The organism is Enterobacter cloacae complex sp. P24RS, assembly GCF_014982165.1.
Lineage (GTDB): Bacteria > Pseudomonadota > Gammaproteobacteria > Enterobacterales > Enterobacteriaceae > Enterobacter > Enterobacter quasihormaechei.
Window position 1 is genome coordinate 128,317 of the sequence record NZ_JADCKU010000009.1, and the last position, 17,797, is coordinate 146,113.

Here is a 17,797-nt window from a genome sequence, read left to right on the forward strand (position 1 = left end):
TTAATATGTCTGCAACTGCACTGGTTACAGAATTTCTGCTGGCGGCAGAAGAGGGCAATATCGATGCGCTAAAAGCCTGCCTGAAGAAAGGCGTGGATATTAACGCGACCAACCGCCAGAAAAGAACCGCCATTATTATTGCCAGCCTGAAAAAGCATTACGCCTGCGTGGAATTTTTAATTGCCGCTGGGGCGGATATTGATAAACAGGACCAGACCTGCTTTAACCCCTTCCTGATTAGCTGCCTGACCAATGATTTAACCCTGCTGCGCATTGTTCTTCCAGCGGAGCCGGATCTCGACCGTCTGACGCGTTTTGGCGGCGTGGGTATAACCCCTGCCAGTGAAAAAGGGCACGTTGAAATCGTGCGCGAGCTGCTGGAAAAAACCGATATTAACGTCAACCACACCAATTTTGTCGGCTGGACACCGCTGCTTGAAGCCATCGTGTTAAACGACGGCGGCGCAAAGCAGCAGGAAATTGTGAAGCTGCTGCTGGATCACGGCGCGAATCCGCACATGACCGATAAATACGGCAAAACCCCGCTCGAACTGGCGCGGGAAAAAGGCTTCAACGCGATAGCAGACCTGCTGTTGGCGGCAGGCGCATAGCGCAATTGGCCAGCCTTTTCCGGCTGGCCATTAATCAAAAACGCATTGTTACCGACGTGCTTTTAGCACGACGGCGGCCCCCTTTTATCTTAAACAGGTGAAAATAATGCCAACCAAAATCGTCATAAAAAAGAACACGTATTTTGATTCGGTTTCCTTAATGTCGGTTTCCACCAAAGCCAATAAACTGCCGGGCGTCGAACAGGCATTTGTGGCGATGGCGACGGAAATGAATAAAGGCGTTCTGAAAAATCTCGGGCTGCTCACGCCGGAATTAGCAGAAGCTAAAAATGGCGACCTGATGATCGTGATTAAAGGCGACGCGGCGAACGATGAAACGCTGGCGGAAATAGAAGCCTTATTTACCCGCAAAGCGAGCAGCGGCAGCCACGAAGCACGCTACGCGACGATTGCCAGCGCCAAAACCCATCGCCCGGACAGCAACCTGGCGGTGATTTCCGTCAACGGCACCTTTGCCGCCCGCGAAGCGCGTCAGGCGCTGGAAAACGATCTTAACGTCATGCTCTTTTCCGATAACGTGTCGCTGGACGACGAGCTGGCGCTGAAGCAGCTGGCGCATGAGAAAGGGCTGCTGATGATGGGGCCGGACTGCGGGACCGCCATCATCAACGGTGCAGGGCTGTGCTTCGCCAACGCGGTACGTCGCGGGCCGATTGGGATTGTGGGCGCCTCCGGCACCGGCAGCCAGGAGCTGAGCGTACGCATTCACGAGTTCGGCGGCGGCGTGTCGCAGCTGATCGGCACCGGCGGGCGCGATCTCAGCGAGAAAATCGGCGGCCTGATGATGCTCGACGCCATTGACATGCTTGAGGCGGATGAGGGCACCCAGGTGATTGCGCTCATCTCCAAGCCACCTGCACCCGCGGTGGCCGGAAAAGTGCTGGCCCGCGCACGCGCCTGCCGCAAGCCCGTGGTCGTCTGTTTCCTTGGCCGCAACGACCCGCCCGCCGATGAAGACGGCTTGCAGTTTGCCCGTGGCACCAAAGAGGCGGCGCTCAAAGCGGTGCTGCTCACCGGCGTTAAAAAAGAGTCGCTGGATTTACATCCGCTCAACTGGCCGCTGATTGAAGAGGTGCGCGCCCGCCTGACGCCGCAGCAGAAGTACATTCGCGGCCTGTTCTGCGGCGGCACCCTGTGCGACGAAGCGATGTTCGCCGCGCTTGCGAAATTCGACGATGTCTGGAGCAATATCCAGCCCGATCCGGCTAAGCGCCTGAAGGACATCAGCGTCAGCCAGGCCCACACCTTCCTTGACTTCGGTGACGACGACTTCACCAACGGCAAACCGCACCCAATGATTGACCCGACTAACCGCATCAGCCGCCTGCTACAGGAGGCGCGCGATCCGCAGGTGGGCGTCATCGTCATGGACTTCGTGCTCGGCTTTGGCGCACACGAGGATCCGGTGGGGGTGATGATCGAGGCGATCAAAGAGGCACAGGCCATTGCGAAAGCCGATAACCGTCCGCTGGAGATCCTCGGCTACGTGCTCGGCACCGACCAGGATCCGCAGTCGCTGGCGCAGCAGTGCCAGCGGCTGACCGACGCAGGCGTCATCTGGGCCAGCAGCAGCACCAACACCGGATTACTGGCACGCGAATTTGTCTGCAAAGGGGAGAAAGCATAATGACCACTTTATTCAACCAGCCGCTTAACGTCATTAACGTCGGCATTGCGATGTTCAGCGACGACCTCAAAAAGCAGCACGTTCCCGTGACCCAGCTCGACTGGACGCCGCCGGGGCAGGGCAATATGCAGGTGGTGGAGGCGCTCGACCAGCTGGCAGAGAAACCGCTGGCGGAGAAGATCGCCGCCGCGAACAAAATCGCCCTTGAGCGCATTATTCAGTCCCATCCGGTGCTGGTGGGCTATGACCAGGCGATTAACGTGGTGCCGGGCATGACCCGCACCACCATTCTGCACGCCGGTCCGCCGGTTTCCTGGGAAAACATGTGCGGGGCGATGAAGGGCGCGGTTACCGGTGCGCTGGTGTTTGAAGGGCTGGCGACGGATCTGGAGGACGCGGCAAGGCTGGCGGCTTCAGGCGACATCACCTTCTCGCCGTGCCACGAGCACGACTGTGTGGGCTCCATGGCGGGCGTCACCTCCGCGTCGATGTTTATGCACATCGTTGAGAACAAAACCTACGGCAACCGGGCGTTCACCAACCTCAGCGAGCAAATGGCGAAGATCCTGCGCATGGGCGCCAACGACCAGAGCGTGATCGACCGCCTGAACTGGATGCGCGACGTGCTCGGCCCGATGCTGCGCGACGCGATGAACATCATCGGCGAAATCGACCTGCGCCTGATGCTGGCCCAGGCGCTGCACATGGGCGACGAGTGCCACAACCGCAACAACGCGGGCACCACGCTGCTGATCCAGGCCCTGACGCCGGGGCTGATCCAGGCGGGCTATCCGGTGGAGCAGCAGCGTGAGGTGTTCGAGTTTGTCGCCAGCAGCGACTACTTCTCTGGCCCGACGTGGATGGCGATGTGTAAGGCCGCGCTGGATGCCGCCCACGGCATTGAGTACAGCACCGTCGTGACTACCATGGCGCGCAACGGCTACGAGTTCGGCCTGCGCGTTTCCGGCCTGCCGGGGCAGTGGTTTACCGGTCCGGCGCAGCAAGTGATTGGCCCGATGTTCGCAGGCTATAAGCCGGAAGACTCCGGACTGGACATTGGCGACAGCGCCATCACCGAAACCTACGGCATCGGCGGCTTTGCGATGGCGACGGCGCCGGCCATCGTTGCGCTGGTGGGCGGCACGGTGGAGGAAGCCATCGACTTCTCCCGCCAGATGCGCGAAATCACCCTCGGCGAGAACCCGAACGTCACCATTCCGCTGCTGTCGTTTATGGGCATTCCAACCGCCATCGACATCACCAGAGTGGCGGGCAGCGGCATTCTGCCGGTGATCAACACCGCCATAGCCCACAAGGACGCGGGCATCGGCATGATTGGGGCGGGCATCGTTCACCCGCCGTTTAGCTGTTTTGAAAAGGCGCTGTTGACCTTCCGCGATCGCTACGTTCTATAAGGTATGCATCCATGAAAAACATGAAACTGGAGTGGAAAAGAGGTGACTGGGCGGCCTATTTCGGGTTGATGACCAACAACCTGACCAATTTGCTGACCATGATGGGGTTGCTCATTTTTGTCGTCGGCATCCCGAAGGAGATTGTTTATGGACGCATCGCGCCGGCCTTCGGGCTGGCGGTGCTGGTAGCGAGCTTATGCTACACATGGTTTGGCCTGCAAATGGCGCGCGCCACCGGACGTACGGACGTCACCGCGCTGCCGTCCGGCCCGAGCGCACCCTCGATTTTTACCGTGACCTTCCTGGTCCTGATGCCCGTCTACCAGCAAACCGGGGATGCGGATTTCGCGATTCAGATTGGCCTGGTGTGGTGCTTCGTGGAAGCGATGATCCTCGCGGGCGGCTCGTTCCTGGGTGAGACCATCCGCAAGATGATCCCGCGTACCGTGCTGCTGTCGTGCCTGTCCGGTCTTGGCCTGCTGCTGCTGGCGATGAACCCGATGTTGCAGGCGTTCGAAGCGCCCACCGTGTCGTTCATCGTCCTGCTGCTGATCTTCATTAACTGGTTCGGTAAAAAGCCGATTTTCGCCAAAATCCCGACCGGCCTGCTGCTGCTGATTGCCGGAACGGCATTAGCGTGGATTTCCGGACTGCAAAGCCCGGATGCCATTAAAGCGTCTATGTCCTCCTTCGGCTTTAACCCGCCTGAGGTTCACGTGGACAGCTTTATGCAGGGCCTGCCGCACGCGCTGCCGTATCTGGCGTCCGCCGTGCCGCTGGGGCTGGCGAACTACATCTTTGACCTGGAGAACATCGAAAGCGCCCACGCGGCGGGGGATGAGTACCCGACCCGCAAGGTAATGCTGGCAAACGGCCTGGCTTCCATGCTTGGCTGCCTGATGGGCAACCCGTTCCCGGTCACGGTCTACGTGGGCCATCCCGGCTGGAAGGCGATGGGGGCGAGCATCGGCTACACGCTGGCGTCCGGCGTAACCATGTTTATCGTGCCGCTGTTCGGGCTGGGGGCGTTTATGCTCGCCATCATACCGATGACCGCTATCGTGCCGATTCTGGTGTTTATCGGCGTCGTCACCGCCAACCAGGTGGTGCGGGAAACGCCGAAAGTGGAGGTGCCCGTCATCTTTATCTGCCTGTTCCCGTGGATCGCTAACTGGGCGCTGACCATGATGAACAGCGTGATGAGCGCGGCGGGAACCAGCGCGGCGAAAATTGGCACCGACGTGCTGCACAGCAAAGGGATCTACTACGAGGGGCTGATGCACCTCGGCAACGGCGCACCGCTCGCCAGCATGCTCTGGGGCTGTATCGCTATCTTCGCCATCATCAACAAACCGCTGCGCGGAGCCGCCGCCGCCGCAGGAGGTGCGCTGCTGGCGCTGTTTGGCGTGATCCACGCGCCGGTGGTGGGCTTTGCCGAGGGCAGTTCCCTGATGTTCGTCACGGCCTACCTGATGATGGGCGGGATGTTTGTGGTGAAGCATTTCCTCGACAGCCGCGAAGTTGCGAGCGCTGAAGTTACTGTTGCGAAGGAAAACGTATGAAAGAGCTTATGGTCGTCGCCATCGGCGGCAACAGCATCATCAAAGACAACGCCAGCCAGTCGGTTGAACATCAGGCGCAGGCGGTCAAAGCGGTGGCCGAGTCGGTGCTCGAAATGCTGGCCTCCGACTATGACATCGTCCTCACCCACGGCAACGGCCCGCAGGTGGGGCTGGATCTGCGCCGCGCCGAGATCGCCCACGAGCGGGAAGGGCTGCCGCTGACCCCGCTGGCAAACTGCGTGGCGGATACCCAGGGCGGTATCGGCTACCTCATCCAGCAGGCGCTCAACAACCGCCTGGCGGCGCGCGGCGAGCAGAAGGCGGTCACGGTCGTTACCCAGGTGGAGGTGGATAAAAACGATCCCGGCTTTACGCACCCGACAAAACCGATCGGCGCGTTCTTCAGCGAGGCGCAGCGCGACGAGCTACAGCTCGCGCACCCGGACTGGCATTTTGTCGAGGATTCAGGCCGGGGCTATCGCCGCGTGGTGGCCTCACCCCAGCCGCTGCGCATCGTCGAGGCGGATGCGATTAAGGCGCTAACGCATAAGGGTTTTGTGGTCATCGGCGCGGGCGGCGGAGGCATTCCCGTGGTGCGCAGCGAGCAGGGGGACTATCAAAGCGTCGATGCGGTTATCGATAAAGATCTCTCCACCGCGCTGCTGGCGCGCGAGATCTGCGCCGACGTGCTGGTGATAACCACCGGCGTGGAGAAAGTCTGCGTTAACTTCGGCAAGCCAGACCAGCAGGCGCTGGACACCGTCAGCGTGGCGCAGATGACGCGCTACATGAACGAAGGCCACTTCCCGGCGGGCAGCATGCTGCCAAAAATCGTCGCCTCGCTGGCGTTTTTACGCCACGGCGGCAGGCGCGTGATCATCACCTCGCCGGACTGCCTGCCCGCGGCGCTGCGCGGTGAAACGGGTACCCACATTGTTAATGAAGGAAGATAAGATGAGTGAAAACAAAAGCCGCCGCGAGTTTATCAGCCAGAGCGGCAAAATGGTCACCGCCTGCGCGCTGTTTGGCGCAACCGGCTCCGTCGCGTATGCTGCCGATACTGCAAAGGCAACCTGCGAGACGGGGAAACCGATGAACATCACCGCAAAACATTACTATCTGGACAACGTGCTGCTGGAGGCCGGGTTCAACGTCGACGGCAACGTGGCGACAAGCACCCGCACCGAGCTGAAAACGCTGGAGATCAAAGACGGGAAGATCGTCGCCCTGCGCGACAACAACAGCCACGCCGACGCCGCGCTGCCGCACTACGACGCGGGTAAGAAACTGATGCTTCCGGCGATGCGCGACATGCACATCCATCTGGATAAAACCTTTTACGGCGGCCCGTGGCGGTCGCTCAACCGCCCGGCGGGAACCACTATTCAGGATATGATCCGCCTGGAACAGAAGCTGCTGCCGGAGTTACAGCCCTACACGCAAGAACGCGCCGAAAAGCTGATCGACCTGATCCAGTCGAAAGGGTCCACCATCGCCCGCAGCCACTGTAATATTGAGCCGGTTTCCGGCCTGAAAAACCTGGAAAATTTGCAGGCGGTGCTGGCGCGCCGCAGCGCAGGTTTCGACTGCGAAATCGTTGCCTTCCCGCAGCACGGTCTGCTGCTCTCCAACTCTGAAAAGCTGATGCGCGAGGCGATGCAGGCCGGGGCGCACTACGTGGGCGGGCTGGACCCAACCAGCGTTGACGGCGCGATGGAAAAATCGCTCGATACCATGTTCCAGATTGCGCTGGACTACGACAAAGGGGTGGATATTCACCTGCACGAAACCAGCCCGGCGGGCGTGGCGGCGGTGAATTACATGGTGGAAACCGTGGAGAAAACGCCGGCGCTGAAGGGGAAGCTGACCATCAGCCACGCCTTCGCGCTGGCGACGCTCAACGAGCAGCAGGTGGATGAGATTGCCACCCGCATGGCGGCGCAGCAGGTGACCATCGCCTCCACCGTGCCGATTGGCACCCTGCACATGCCGCTGAAGCAGCTGCGGGAGAAGGGCGTGTTTGTTATGACCGGCACCGACAGCGTGATCGACCACTGGTCGCCGTACGGTCTGGGTGACATGCTGGAGAAAGCCAATCTGTACGCCCAGCTCTATATTCGCCCGAACGAGCAGACGCTCTCCCGCGCGCTCGGCATCGCCACCGGCGACGTGCTGCCGCTGAACGATAAAGGTGAACGCGTATGGCCGAAAGCGCAGGACGACGCCAGCTTTGTGCTGGTGGACGCCTCCTGTTCCGCCGAGGCGGTGGCGCGCATTTCTCCGCGCACCGCGACGTTCCACAAGGGGAACCTCGTCTGGGGCACGGTCGCCTGACGCCACGATGGGGTATCGCTACAGGTGATACCCCGACAATCGCAACTCCCGATCAATCCACTCGACGAACTGCTGGATCTTCCACGCGCGTTCGTTCATGTGCGGCATCACCAGATGATGCGCGTTAATGGCGATTCCCATCTCATCCGGCAGAACCTGTACCAGCGAGCCATCCTTCAGGTGATCGGTAGCCATCATTTTGCTCTCCAGAATAAACCCCAGCCCCATGCGCGCCGCTTCAAAGCTCATATAGGAACGGTCGAAGCTGAGGCTGAAATTGAGCCAGGGCCTGTCGATATTGTGCCAGGCGAACCATTTTTCCCAGTTCACCAGAGTGCTGGTGGAGGAGATAAGCGACTGTTGCAGCAGATCGGCAGGCGTGCTGATGGGATGCTCTTCTGCATAGCCCGGCGAGGCCAATACTACCAGAGTGTCGTTTTTAATGGTCATCACCCGGTAAGCATCCCAGTCCGGAATACCATGACGGATATCAATGTCGATATTATCTCTGGCGAACTGCTGGTTCTCATAGGAGCAGGTGAGATTGATGGTGATATCAGGATATTCGGCGCGGAATCTGCCCAGACGGCGCAACAGCCATGACAGTCCGAAGGTGGGGGAAGAGTGCACGCGAAGCACAGCATTGTCTTTTTCTTTCACGATCTGATCGGTGGCGCGCCCAATGGCGCTCATCGCCGCCGAGACCTCCCGCAGATATTTTTCTCCCGTCGGGGTGAGTTGAACCCCTTTGCCGCTGCGGATAAATAATTTCTTGCCCAGCCACGATTCCAGCGACGCGATCTGGTGGCTTACCGCCGAAGGCGTGACGTTGAGCTGTTCCGCCGCCTGATGAATGCTCAGGGCGTTAGCAACGGCGATAAACGCCTGCAAATTTCTGAGCGAGGGCAGCGATAACGTCTGGCGATCCTGCGCGGACATGGCCTACTCCTTACACGATAATTGATAAAAAACATAACATTGTGACTGCGAGCGGGCAATTTTATACCGATGTTATTTTTTTTGAGCTGTATCGCGAATCAAATTTATCTCAGCAATAAATGAGCTTTATTGAATGGCGTTTCATGGGTGAGCCGATATATTGACGTTGAACGCAATAATAAAACGACTCACGGTGTTCGAATAATGAGGTAAGTTATGTCTCGTATAGAACAAGCTGTCCCCTACATAAAGACTAAAAAAACCAATTACCGTTTCGTTGTGCTGGCATTAATTTTTATTGTTTATGCCATTAACTATGCTGACCGAACAAATATTGGTGCGGTACTGCCGTTTATCATTGACGAATTTCATATCAATAATTTCGAAGCCGGTGCTATCGCCAGCATGTTTTTTTTGGGATATGCCCTGAGCCAAATTCCTGCGGGCTTTTTTATTGCCAAAAAGGGAATTCGCGGCATGGTGGCACTGTCGATATTCGGCTTCTCTGCCTTTACCTGGCTGATGGGCACCGCAACCTCGGTTCTGGGCCTGAAGTGTATCCGCCTGGGGCTGGGGTTAACAGAGGGGCCGTGCCCGGTCGGGCTGGCCTCCACCATCAATAACTGGTTTCCGCCAAAGGAGAAGGCCACGGCCACGGGCGTCTACATCGCCGCCACCATGTTCGCGCCCATCCTCGTGCCGCCGCTGGCCGTGTGGATCGCCATGACCTGGGGCTGGCGCTGGGTCTTCTTCTCCTTTGCGATCCCAGGATTGGTCATTGCCGTCCTGTGGTATCTGCTGGTACGCACGAAGCCGTCCGAGAGCGCATTCGTCTCTAAAGCGGAGCTGGAGACCATTACCGCCGGTCAGGAGACGCCGGACGCCAGACGTGAAAACATCGTGATTTCACCGGGCTTTGCACGCCTCGATCGGCTGATCCGCGTGCGGGAGTTAGCCCCGGTAAGCACGGTGAAAGGGCTGTTTACCTCGAAGAATATTCTCGGCGACTGCGTAGCCTATTTTATGATGGTCAGCGTGCTGTACGGACTGTTGACGTGGATCCCGCTCTATCTGGTGAAAGAGAAAGGCTTTACGTTTATGAGCATGGGGCTGGTCGCCAGCATGCCGTGCATCGGTGGATTTATCGGTGCGATTTTTGGCGGCTACGTCTCCGACAAACTGCTCGGCCGCCGACGTAAACCGACCATGATGTTTACCGCCATCAGCACCGTTTTAATGATGGTCATTATGCTGAATATTCCGCAAAGCACCGTGGCGGTTTGCGTCGGGCTATTTTTTGTCGGCCTCTGTCTGAATATTGGCTGGCCCGCTTTTACAGCTTATGGCATGGCTGTTGCGGACAATAAAACCTATCCCATTGCCGCGTCCATCATCAACAGCGGCGGTAATCTCGGCGGATTTGTTTCCCCGATGCTGGCAGGTTATCTGCTGGATAAAACAGGTAGTTTTAATTCCGTGTTTATTTATTTCGGTATTTGCGCAGCCATTGGCTTAATTATGATTATGCTGCTGGAAGAACCGAAATAAATCATTAAATCTCTCTTGTCCGAATGGAGTAAATATATGCTACTGAAAAATAAAGTCGCCGTTATTACCGGCGCGGCTTCCGTACGCGGTTTGGGTTTCGCTACAGCGAAATTATATGCCGAACAGGGTGCGAAAGTGGTGATTATCGATTTAAACGCTGAAGCCAGCCGGGCTGCCGCCGCGAGCCTGGGCGACGAACATCTGGGCCTTGCGGCGAACGTCAGCAATGAATTACAGGTTAATGCCGCCATTGAGCAGGTGCTGGGGAAATACGGGCGCATCGATATTCTGGTGAATAACGCCGGCATTACTCAGCCGATCAAGCTGATGGATATCAAACGCGAAAATTACGATGCGGTGCTTGACGTCAGCCTGCGCGGCACGCTGCTAATGTCCCAGGCGGTTATTCCCACTATGCGCGCGCAAAAGTCGGGCAGCATCGTCTGCATTTCATCGGTATCGGCCCAGCGCGGCGGCGGCATCTTCGGCGGCCCACACTACAGCGCTGCAAAAGCGGGTGTGCTGGGACTGGCAAAAGCTATGGCGCGTGAACTGGGGCCCGACAACGTGCGCGTAAACTGCATCACGCCGGGTCTTATCCAGACGGACATCACCGCAGGCAAGCTGAGCGATGAGATGAAAACGTCCATTCTGGCGGGCATTCCGCTTAACCGCCTCGGAGACGCGCAGGATATTGCCCGTGCCGCGCTGTTCCTCGGCAGCGACCTCTCTTCTTACTCCACCGGTATCACGCTCGACGTGAACGGCGGGATGCTGATCCATTAAGGAGATACGACGATGACGGATACCACAGTTCAACAGGTTGTCGCCGCGGCCTGGCGCATTCGCCGCTACGCGCTGCGCATGGGCGAAGTGCAGGGGCAGGGCTACATCGGGCAGGCGCTGGGCTATGCCGATGTGCTGGCCACCGCGTTTACCCACGGAATGAACCTTAAACCGGGCGAGCCGGAGTGGGAAGGGCGTGACCGTTTTCTGCTCTCCCACGGCCATTACGCCATTGCCTGTTATGCGGCCCTGATTGAAGCCGGGATCGTTCCTGAAGAGGAGCTGGAGACCTACGGTGCGGACGACAGCCGCCTGCCGATGTCCGGTATGGCAACCTACACACCAGGTATGGAGATCTCCGGCGGTTCGCTGGGGCAGGGCTTAAGCATTGGCGTTGGCATGGCGTTGGGGCTGAAGCACAAGCAGAGCGCGGCATGGGTCGTTAACTCCATGTCGGACGGCGAGCTGGACGAAGGGTCAACCTGGGAAGCGGCAATGTCGGCGGCACATCACGGCCTGTCGAACCTGATCGTGCTGGTGGACATTAACCGCCAGCAGGCGGATGGCAACTCGCACGCGATCCTCGGCTTTGAGCCGCTGGAGGATAAATGGACCTCCTTCGGCTGGTACGTGCAGCGCGTGAACGGCAACGATGTTCCTGCGCTGGTGACGGCGTTTGATAATGCCAAACGCTACCCGGAAAACCAGCCGCGCGTCATTTTGTGCGACACGCTGATGGGCAAGGGCGTGCCGTTCCTCGAAAAGCGTGACAAGAACCATTTTATTCGCGTGGATGCTGACGAGTGGCAAAAGGCACTCGCCGTGCTGGATGCCAACAAACCTGAAGGAGTGCTGTAATGAGCCAGACCACGGAGAAAAAACCGCGTTTAACCACGTCGGCGATGATTGCCTCTATCGCGGAAGAGGGCCAGGAGACGCGCGCCGCACCGTTCGGCCACGCGCTGGTAAAGCTGGCGGAACAGCGACCGGAGATCGTCGGTATGACGGCGGATCTGTCCAAATACACCGATCTGCATATCTTTGCCCAGGCCTACCCGGAACGCTTCTTCCAGATGGGCATGGCCGAACAGCTGCTGATGGGGGCCGCGGGCGGCATGGCGAAAGAGGGCTTTATTCCTTTCGCCACAACCTATGCCGTCTTCGCTACCCGCCGCGCCTACGACTTTATCCATCAGGTGATTGCTGAAGAGCACCTGAACGTGAAGATCTGCGCGGCGCTGCCGGGGCTAACCACCGGTTACGGGCCGAGCCACCAGGCGACGGAAGATATTGCGATTATGCGCGGTATTCCGGGCATGACGATTATCGATCCCTGTGACGCAATCGACACGGAACAGGCGGTGCCGGCGATGGCAGCGCACGATGGCCCTGTCTATATGCGCCTGCTGCGCGGCAAGGTGCCGGTGGTGCTGGACCAGTACAACTACCAGTTTAAGCTTGGCAAAGCTGCGCTGCTGGAAGAGGGGAGCGATGTCCTGATCGTCGCCTCAGGCCTGATGACCATGCGTGCGCTGGAAGCGGCGAAGCAACTGCGTAAGGATAACGTCAGCGTGGCGGTGCTGCACTCGCCCACCATTAAGCCGCTGGACGAAGAGACGATCCTGGCGCAGGCCGCGAAGCCGGGACGGCTGGTCATTGTGGCGGAAAACCACAGCAGCGTAGGCGGGTTGTGCGAAGCCGTCGCGTCGCTGTTGATGCGCAACCGCGTGAACGTGGATTTCGATACCGTCGCGCTGCCGGACGCGTTCCTTGATGCGGGCGCGTTGCCAACCCTTCATGACCGCTACGGGATCTCAACCACAGCCATGGTGGAGAAAATCCGGCGCAGGCTGTGATTTATCAGACGGATACGTTGCCAACGGGCGAGGGGGGCTTTACCCTTGCCTCTGTTGCGATAAAGGAGTCCGTCATGGCACAAAACATCTACGACAACCCGGCGTTTTTTGAAGGCTACGCTCAGCTTCCGCGCTCGGTGCAGGGGCTGGACGGTGCGCCTGAGTGGCCTGCGCTCAAGGCAATGCTGCCTGATTTAACCGGCAAAGCGGTTATCGATCTCGGCTGCGGCTACGGCTGGTTCTGCCGCGTGGCGCGCGAGCTGGGCGCTTGCGACGTTACGGGCGTCGATATCTCAGAAAAAATGCTGGCCCGCGCGGCTGAACTGACGGATGACGCGCAGATTCACTATCAGCGTAGCGATCTGGAATCTCTTCAGCTTCGCGAAAACAGTCTCGATCTGGTCTACAGCTCGCTGGCGCTGCACTACCTGCCGCAACTGGACATATTATTCGCCAACGTCCAGCGCGCGCTCAAACCCAGCGGCAGCCTGGTCTTCTCGATGGAACACCCGATTTACACCTGCGCCAACCGTCAGGGCTGGCTCACCGATGACAACGGTGAGCGGTTCTGGGGCGTTAACCATTATCAGGACGAAGGCAAGCGCGTCAGCAACTGGCTGGCAGAGGGGGTCATCAAATATCACCGCACGCTGGGTACGGTCCTCAACGCGCTGGTCAAGGCGGGATTAACGATAAGTGAAGTCAATGAGTGGGGGCCAACGCAGGCGCAGGTTGACGCCTGGCCCGCGCTGGCTGAAGAGGCGGAGCGCCCGATGCTGGTGCTCATCGCCGCCCGTAAGGCTTAATAACCGACTTTATATACCCGACCGCTCTGCACCCCTTCCACGCTGCGGCGGTAGGCCTGCGCCACGCTCGCGGCGGAAACGCTTTCAAAGCCGGGGAAGAAGCCATCATACGCTTCGGCGGATTCCGTCAGCACCGTCGGACTGATCAGGTTAATGCGAATACCGCGCGGCAGTTCGCAGGCCGCGGCGCGGACAAACCCTTCCAGCGCCGCGTTTACCGTGGTGGCGTTGACGCCCTGTGCAATCGGCTCGTGCGCCACAATCCCGCTTATCAACGTAATCGAACCGCCTTCGTTCAGGTAGTGCTGGCCGGTCAGCGCCAGACGAACCTGCCCCAGTAGCTTATCCTGCAAGCCCTGGTTGAACTCGCCGTCGGTCATAGTTGCGAGCGGGCCGAAGTGCACCCCTCCGGTTGCGGAGACGATCGCATCCACCGGGCCGATTTTTTCGAACAGCGCCTGTACGCTCGCCTGAGAGGTGATATCCACCTGACGATCGCCCTGCGTGCGACCCACGCGGATCGTCTCGTGGCGTTGGCTTAACTCTTCTGCGACTGCACGACCGACCGTACCGCTGGCACCAATAATGACGATTTTCATATCCGACTCCTCATGTTGTAAGCCCTCATTCTTTAATAAATAAAAAGTCAGATAAACTGGGCTAAAGTTAGATGATTACTAACCAAAGGTTTGGAATATGGATAAGCTTCGCGGAATGGAGACGTTTATCGCGGTGGTAGAGAGCGGCAGCTTTACCGGCGCGGCGTCGCGGCTGGAGATGTCGGCGGTGATGGTCGGGAAGTATATTGCACAGCTGGAATCGCAGCTCGGCACGCGGCTGCTGGAGCGCAACACCCGCCGCCAGAGCCTGACGGATGCCGGACGCGTTTATTACGAAGAGACAAGGCGCGTGCTGGAGCAGGTCTCGATTGCCGAAAACGCGGTTGAACGTCTGCGTGCCGCACCTGCCGGCACCCTGCGCGTGACGGCCCCCACATCGTTTGGCGGCTGCGTTATCGCGCCCCTGACCGCCTCGTTTTTACAGCGCTACCCGGAAGTGCGCATCGAGCTGGATCTCACCAATCGAATGGTCGATCTGGTAGAAGAAGGGGTCGATCTGGCCATTCGCATCGGTGAGATTCGTCATGACGATCTGGTGGCGAAATACCTGTGTCCTTACAACATGACGATCTGCGCCGCGCCGGAATATCTGGCGCGCCACGGTACGCCGCAAACGCCAGCCGATCTGGTGGATCATCTGTGCCTGTCGCACACGGTATGGACGGCGCGTAACGAGTGGCGGCTGCCGGGGGTTGAAGGCGAAGTGCGCTGGAAGCGGGATGCCGTCTTGAGGTGCAATGACGGCTACGGGTTACGCATGGCGGCGCGAGCCGGGGCTGGACTGTTGCTGCAACCGGAAGTGCTGGTAGCGGAAGAGCTGGCGAGCGGCAGGCTGGTACGGGTGCTGGAGGCATTCACACCCGCGCCGAGGCCGGTGCATTTACTGTGGCGTCAGGATTTGCGTCCGCTGCCTAAGCTAACGGAATTTATTGCGCATATTCTGCTAAGATTGGGCACACTATAAAAAAAGAAGGTAAGCAAAGAATGTCTGCAAACAAACTCGCCAGCAGCGCGCAGGGCCTGCAATCCTCTGCCATTCGTGAATTATTAAAACATAGCAAAATGGCAGGCGTGATTTCGCTGGGTGGCGGTATTCCCAACCCGGACCTGTTCGATCACGAAGGTTTAAAAATCGCTGCTGATGCCGTGCTGTCTCAGCATTTTGGCGAAGCGTTCCAGTACGGCCTGACGGAAGGCGTCCCGGGGCTGCGCGAAGAGATCCAACGTATCTGCGAAGGACGCGGCATCGCCTGTAAAGCCGATGACGTGGTCATCACCTCGGGCTCGCAACAGTCTCTGGACGTGCTGGCGCGTGCGTTAATTAACCCAGGCGATACGGTCGTCGTTGAGCGTCCTACCTACCTCGCCGCGTTGCAGGTCTTTGGCCTGGCACAGGCGAATTTTGAATCCGTCGGCACCGACGGCGACGGCATGAAAGTGGATGAGCTGGAAGCGCTGGTGGCGAAGAAAACCATCAAGGCGGTCTATATCGTGCCAACCTTCGGTAACCCCGGCGGCGTGACGCTCTCCGAAGCGCGCCGTAAACAGCTGGTGGAATTATCGAAGCGCTACGACTTCGTGATTATCGAAGACGACCCGTACAGCGAGATCAATTACACCGACGAAGCGTTCCGCCCGCTGATTGCCCATGCGAAAGATATCGGCAATGAGGATAACGTGGTGTACACCTCCACCTTCTCCAAAATCCTCGCGCCGGGCACCCGCGTGGGCTGGGTGCTGGTGCCGGAATGGCTGAAGCGCGCGGTGGTGAACCTCAAGCAAACCACCGATCTGCACACCAGCACGCTGTCGCAGCTGATGACCTACGAGTATCTGAAAACCGGGCGTCTGGCGAACCAGATTAAAATGATCCGCGAGGCCTATCGCCAGAAATACCAGACGTTTGCAACGGAACTGGAAGCCGAGCTGGGCGACGTGATGTCGTTCCACAAGCCGAAGGGCGGCATGTTCCTGTGGGCAAAAATGAACAACGGCATGAATACGACGAAATGGCTGGAAAAAACGTTGAGCAACGGCGTGGTGTTTGTGCCGGGTGAGTTCTTCTACTGCAACGAACCGGACCAGACAACGCTGCGCATGTCGTTTGTTACCCCAACGGATGAACAGCTGAAAGAAGCGGTTCGACGCCTGAAAATCTCCCTGTAAATACGCGTGAAACCCGGTGCGGTCAATATCGTACCGGGGAAAACGACCGATCAGGCCACATCCGGCTGGCCTGATTTCCTTTTTGCCATAATTTCCGCGACCGTCTTTATACGGCTCAACTCTTCCTGAGTCCGGGAATTGGTTTGCGCTTCCCAGACGTCGACGTTTAGCTGTAGGTTCAACCAGAATTCAATGGTGGTATCGAATGCGTTTGCCAGTCTTGTGGCCAAATCAACGTTGAGTTTGATTTTATTGTTTACCAGCGCGCTAGCAGTGGTGTGATCGGTATTTATTCTCTCTGCCAGTTCGGAGATTCCGAGACTGAGTGGCTTGAGATAATCGTGCAGCAACACTTCGCCTGGTGTGGTTGAGATGCGTAGTTTTTCTTGGTTATTCATAATTAACGTCCTGTTTATAAACATAAAATGAGTGCGGTTTGATGTCCTCATCCCGGTCCTCTCCCTGTGGGCTGAGGGATCCCCACAAATTAATGCGAGCAGCGAATCATCCCCTCGCCCCTTTGGGGAGAGGGTTAGGGTGAGGGGAACATACGGCTGCGGTGGTCATTCCGTTCACTTTATGTTCTTTGCTACTCTGTGATTCCTGTCCCGGTGAACGTGCCAGGGCGGCTCAATCGCCGCCGCCCTGGCGACCCGGGCTCCCGGCGGTAAATCGCCGCTTCGCGGTGCCCTCGGCTTATTCCTTCCGGCTTGTCGGGGACGGGCGGAGGTAACGTCCATGTAAAGCCCGCCCTCTCGGCGCATCCCTGCGCCTCGCCCCGGCCTTCAGGAAACGCCTCAGCGATTTACAGCCGGACCAGGGCGTCGCTGCAAGCCATTCATTTTCCTGAAGCAACATTCATCGTTTCGGGTAGAGACATTACTGGGGAATCCTCAGCCCACAGGGGAGAGGGAGAAAACCACGTCAACCCAATAGCGCGACGCCAGCCTCCGTTCTTAGCCAGCGCGGGGCTTTTAGCTGGTCGGCAAAATATCCCGTCAGTTCAAAGAGTAAATCTCCCATCACACGAGCGGATTCAGGGGCGAGCGCGCCACCCATCAACAGTTGCGTGATTTCCTCGCAGTAGCGACAGAGCTGGTCGGATTCAGCCTTGAATGCAGGTTCATGTTCGGGGAACATATCGACGGTAAGACGTTCCTGTAAGTGCTCAGGGAGCGGCTCCAGCAGCATTGGGCGGAGCAGGGCGAGGGCCGATGCAAGACGACCGCAGAGCGCTATTTTTCTTGCAGGATCGGGCTCTTCCACCAATGCTTCGCAATAGCGTTGGCAGTTGTCGGCAAGTTCAGTGAAGTCGGTATTGTGGCCGAAGGGAGTAGTGAAAAGTGCGTTACTGGTGGTCATAATTTTTCTCCAATCAGGTAATTAACCCGACCGCGGAAATGCCAATTTCCGGGTGGCAGGTCTGAACGGAGTTGGCATTACCGGCTTGGAGTGTTCCGGCGCGTCTTGCGACGCCCCCGTCCAGCCCACCATTGGAATGTAGCC

General features: G+C 58.3%; 17 protein-coding genes. 13 read left to right on the plus strand and 4 right to left on the minus strand.

Going from position 1 to position 17,797, the window contains the following annotated elements; translation table 11 throughout:
* Window positions 1-5 precede the first annotated feature (5 nt).
* The 6 genes from INF58_RS11895 to INF58_RS11920 all read left to right on the plus strand — a co-directional run bounded on the left by INF58_RS11895 (window position 6) and on the right by INF58_RS11920 (window position 7,570).
* On the plus strand, window positions 6-611 hold the full coding sequence (locus INF58_RS11895; RefSeq protein WP_063869464.1) for an ankyrin repeat domain-containing protein: 606 nt from the start codon (window positions 6-8) through the stop codon (window positions 609-611).
* Between the two features lie 106 nt (window positions 612-717).
* Window positions 718-2,259 carry an acyl-CoA synthetase FdrA gene (fdrA, locus tag INF58_RS11900; RefSeq protein ID WP_063869466.1) on the plus strand — a complete coding sequence of 514 codons (1,542 nt, stop codon included), beginning with the start codon at window positions 718-720 and terminating at the stop codon, window positions 2,257-2,259.
* The gene (locus INF58_RS11905; protein ID WP_193527737.1) at window positions 2,259-3,674 is read left to right on the plus strand and encodes a DUF1116 domain-containing protein; all 1,416 of its coding nucleotides are present in this window, start codon (window positions 2,259-2,261) and stop codon (window positions 3,672-3,674) included. Before fdrA ends, INF58_RS11905 begins: the two co-directional genes overlap by 1 nt.
* 11 nt (window positions 3,675-3,685) lie before the next feature.
* Window positions 3,686-5,236 carry a xanthine permease gene (locus tag INF58_RS11910; RefSeq protein ID WP_088204888.1) on the plus strand — a complete coding sequence of 517 codons (1,551 nt, stop codon included), beginning with the start codon at window positions 3,686-3,688 and terminating at the stop codon, window positions 5,234-5,236.
* Window positions 5,233-6,189 carry a carbamate kinase family protein gene (locus INF58_RS11915; protein WP_193527738.1) on the plus strand — a complete coding sequence of 319 codons (957 nt, stop codon included), beginning with the start codon at window positions 5,233-5,235 and terminating at the stop codon, window positions 6,187-6,189. Before INF58_RS11910 ends, INF58_RS11915 begins: the two co-directional genes overlap by 4 nt.
* A 1-nt stretch (window position 6,190) precedes the next feature.
* The gene (locus tag INF58_RS11920; RefSeq protein ID WP_193527739.1) at window positions 6,191-7,570 is read left to right on the plus strand and encodes an amidohydrolase family protein; all 1,380 of its coding nucleotides are present in this window, start codon (window positions 6,191-6,193) and stop codon (window positions 7,568-7,570) included.
* An 18-nt stretch (window positions 7,571-7,588) separates the two neighbouring features.
* Here the strand turns inward: INF58_RS11920 and INF58_RS11925 are convergent, their stop codons facing one another.
* Window positions 7,589-8,509 (minus strand): LysR substrate-binding domain-containing protein, encoded by a 921-nt coding sequence (locus INF58_RS11925; RefSeq protein ID WP_063451819.1) that lies wholly within the window; start codon window positions 8,507-8,509, stop codon window positions 7,589-7,591.
* A gap of 216 nt (window positions 8,510-8,725) precedes the next feature.
* Here INF58_RS11925 and INF58_RS11930 point away from each other — a divergent pair, with 216 nt between their 5' ends.
* The 5 genes from INF58_RS11930 (at window position 8,726) to INF58_RS11950 (ending at window position 13,505) form a co-directional block, all read left to right on the plus strand.
* Window positions 8,726-10,057: an MFS transporter gene (locus tag INF58_RS11930; RefSeq protein ID WP_193033244.1), complete on the plus strand. Its 1,332-nt coding sequence runs from the start codon at window positions 8,726-8,728 to the stop codon at window positions 10,055-10,057.
* Window positions 10,058-10,093: 36 nt separating this feature from the next.
* A complete protein-coding gene (locus INF58_RS11935) occupies window positions 10,094-10,843 on the plus strand; it encodes an SDR family NAD(P)-dependent oxidoreductase (RefSeq protein WP_003862216.1) in 750 nt (249 codons plus the stop codon).
* A 12-nt stretch (window positions 10,844-10,855) separates the two neighbouring features.
* Window positions 10,856-11,701, plus strand: coding sequence for a transketolase (locus INF58_RS11940; protein WP_193033245.1), 846 nt, complete (start codon window positions 10,856-10,858; stop codon window positions 11,699-11,701).
* Entirely contained in the window at window positions 11,701-12,699 is a 999-nt protein-coding gene (locus tag INF58_RS11945; protein WP_063451815.1) for a transketolase family protein, read from the plus strand. Before INF58_RS11940 ends, INF58_RS11945 begins: the two co-directional genes overlap by 1 nt.
* Window positions 12,700-12,773: 74 nt before the next feature.
* Complete coding sequence (locus INF58_RS11950) at window positions 12,774-13,505, plus strand: bifunctional 2-polyprenyl-6-hydroxyphenol methylase/3-demethylubiquinol 3-O-methyltransferase UbiG (protein WP_193527740.1); 732 nt, start codon at window positions 12,774-12,776, stop codon at window positions 13,503-13,505.
* Here INF58_RS11950 and INF58_RS11955 read toward each other — a convergent pair.
* On the minus strand, window positions 13,502-14,104 hold the full coding sequence (locus INF58_RS11955; RefSeq protein WP_193527741.1) for a short chain dehydrogenase: 603 nt from the start codon (window positions 14,102-14,104) through the stop codon (window positions 13,502-13,504). The two genes, INF58_RS11950 and INF58_RS11955, sit on opposite strands and share 4 nt — an antisense overlap.
* Window positions 14,105-14,201: 97 nt before the next feature.
* Here INF58_RS11955 and INF58_RS11960 point away from each other — a divergent pair, with 97 nt between their 5' ends.
* Together INF58_RS11960 and INF58_RS11965 are read left to right on the plus strand one after the other, a co-directional pair.
* Window positions 14,202-15,089, plus strand: coding sequence for a LysR family transcriptional regulator (locus INF58_RS11960; protein WP_112792776.1), 888 nt, complete (start codon window positions 14,202-14,204; stop codon window positions 15,087-15,089).
* A 20-nt stretch (window positions 15,090-15,109) separates the two neighbouring features.
* On the plus strand, window positions 15,110-16,291 hold the full coding sequence (locus INF58_RS11965; protein WP_112792777.1) for a PLP-dependent aminotransferase family protein: 1,182 nt from the start codon (window positions 15,110-15,112) through the stop codon (window positions 16,289-16,291).
* 50 nt (window positions 16,292-16,341) lie between these two features.
* On the opposite strand, the gene INF58_RS11970 is transcribed toward INF58_RS11965, so the two are convergent.
* Both INF58_RS11970 and INF58_RS11975 read right to left on the minus strand, forming a co-directional pair.
* Window positions 16,342-16,689, minus strand: a complete 348-nt coding sequence (locus tag INF58_RS11970; RefSeq protein ID WP_193527742.1) for a HigA family addiction module antitoxin — start codon at window positions 16,687-16,689, stop codon at window positions 16,342-16,344.
* A 526-nt stretch (window positions 16,690-17,215) separates the two neighbouring features.
* Window positions 17,216-17,653, minus strand: a complete 438-nt coding sequence (locus tag INF58_RS11975) for a hypothetical protein (RefSeq protein WP_193527743.1) — start codon at window positions 17,651-17,653, stop codon at window positions 17,216-17,218.
* Window positions 17,654-17,797 lie beyond the last annotated feature (144 nt).

What these genes read in the sequence shown, in the direction of transcription:
- INF58_RS11895 (WP_063869464.1), top strand. Translation starts at nt 6, where the DNA reads ATGTCTGCAACTGCACTGGTTACAGAATTTCTGCTGGCGGCAGAAGAG.
- fdrA (WP_063869466.1), top strand. Translation starts at nt 718, where the DNA reads ATGCCAACCAAAATCGTCATAAAAAAGAACACGTATTTTGATTCGGTT.
- INF58_RS11905 (WP_193527737.1), top strand. Translation starts at nt 2,259, where the DNA reads ATGACCACTTTATTCAACCAGCCGCTTAACGTCATTAACGTCGGCATT.
- INF58_RS11910 (WP_088204888.1), top strand. Translation starts at nt 3,686, where the DNA reads ATGAAAAACATGAAACTGGAGTGGAAAAGAGGTGACTGGGCGGCCTAT.
- INF58_RS11915 (WP_193527738.1), top strand. Translation starts at nt 5,233, where the DNA reads ATGAAAGAGCTTATGGTCGTCGCCATCGGCGGCAACAGCATCATCAAA.
- INF58_RS11920 (WP_193527739.1), top strand. Translation starts at nt 6,191, where the DNA reads ATGAGTGAAAACAAAAGCCGCCGCGAGTTTATCAGCCAGAGCGGCAAA.
- INF58_RS11925 (WP_063451819.1), bottom strand. Translation starts at nt 8,509, where the DNA reads ATGTCCGCGCAGGATCGCCAGACGTTATCGCTGCCCTCGCTCAGAAAT.
- INF58_RS11930 (WP_193033244.1), top strand. Translation starts at nt 8,726, where the DNA reads ATGTCTCGTATAGAACAAGCTGTCCCCTACATAAAGACTAAAAAAACC.
- INF58_RS11935 (WP_003862216.1), top strand. Translation starts at nt 10,094, where the DNA reads ATGCTACTGAAAAATAAAGTCGCCGTTATTACCGGCGCGGCTTCCGTA.
- INF58_RS11940 (WP_193033245.1), top strand. Translation starts at nt 10,856, where the DNA reads ATGACGGATACCACAGTTCAACAGGTTGTCGCCGCGGCCTGGCGCATT.
- INF58_RS11945 (WP_063451815.1), top strand. Translation starts at nt 11,701, where the DNA reads ATGAGCCAGACCACGGAGAAAAAACCGCGTTTAACCACGTCGGCGATG.
- INF58_RS11950 (WP_193527740.1), top strand. Translation starts at nt 12,774, where the DNA reads ATGGCACAAAACATCTACGACAACCCGGCGTTTTTTGAAGGCTACGCT.
- INF58_RS11955 (WP_193527741.1), bottom strand. Translation starts at nt 14,104, where the DNA reads ATGAAAATCGTCATTATTGGTGCCAGCGGTACGGTCGGTCGTGCAGTC.
- INF58_RS11960 (WP_112792776.1), top strand. Translation starts at nt 14,202, where the DNA reads ATGGATAAGCTTCGCGGAATGGAGACGTTTATCGCGGTGGTAGAGAGC.
- INF58_RS11965 (WP_112792777.1), top strand. Translation starts at nt 15,110, where the DNA reads ATGTCTGCAAACAAACTCGCCAGCAGCGCGCAGGGCCTGCAATCCTCT.
- INF58_RS11970 (WP_193527742.1), bottom strand. Translation starts at nt 16,689, where the DNA reads ATGAATAACCAAGAAAAACTACGCATCTCAACCACACCAGGCGAAGTG.
- INF58_RS11975 (WP_193527743.1), bottom strand. Translation starts at nt 17,653, where the DNA reads ATGACCACCAGTAACGCACTTTTCACTACTCCCTTCGGCCACAATACC.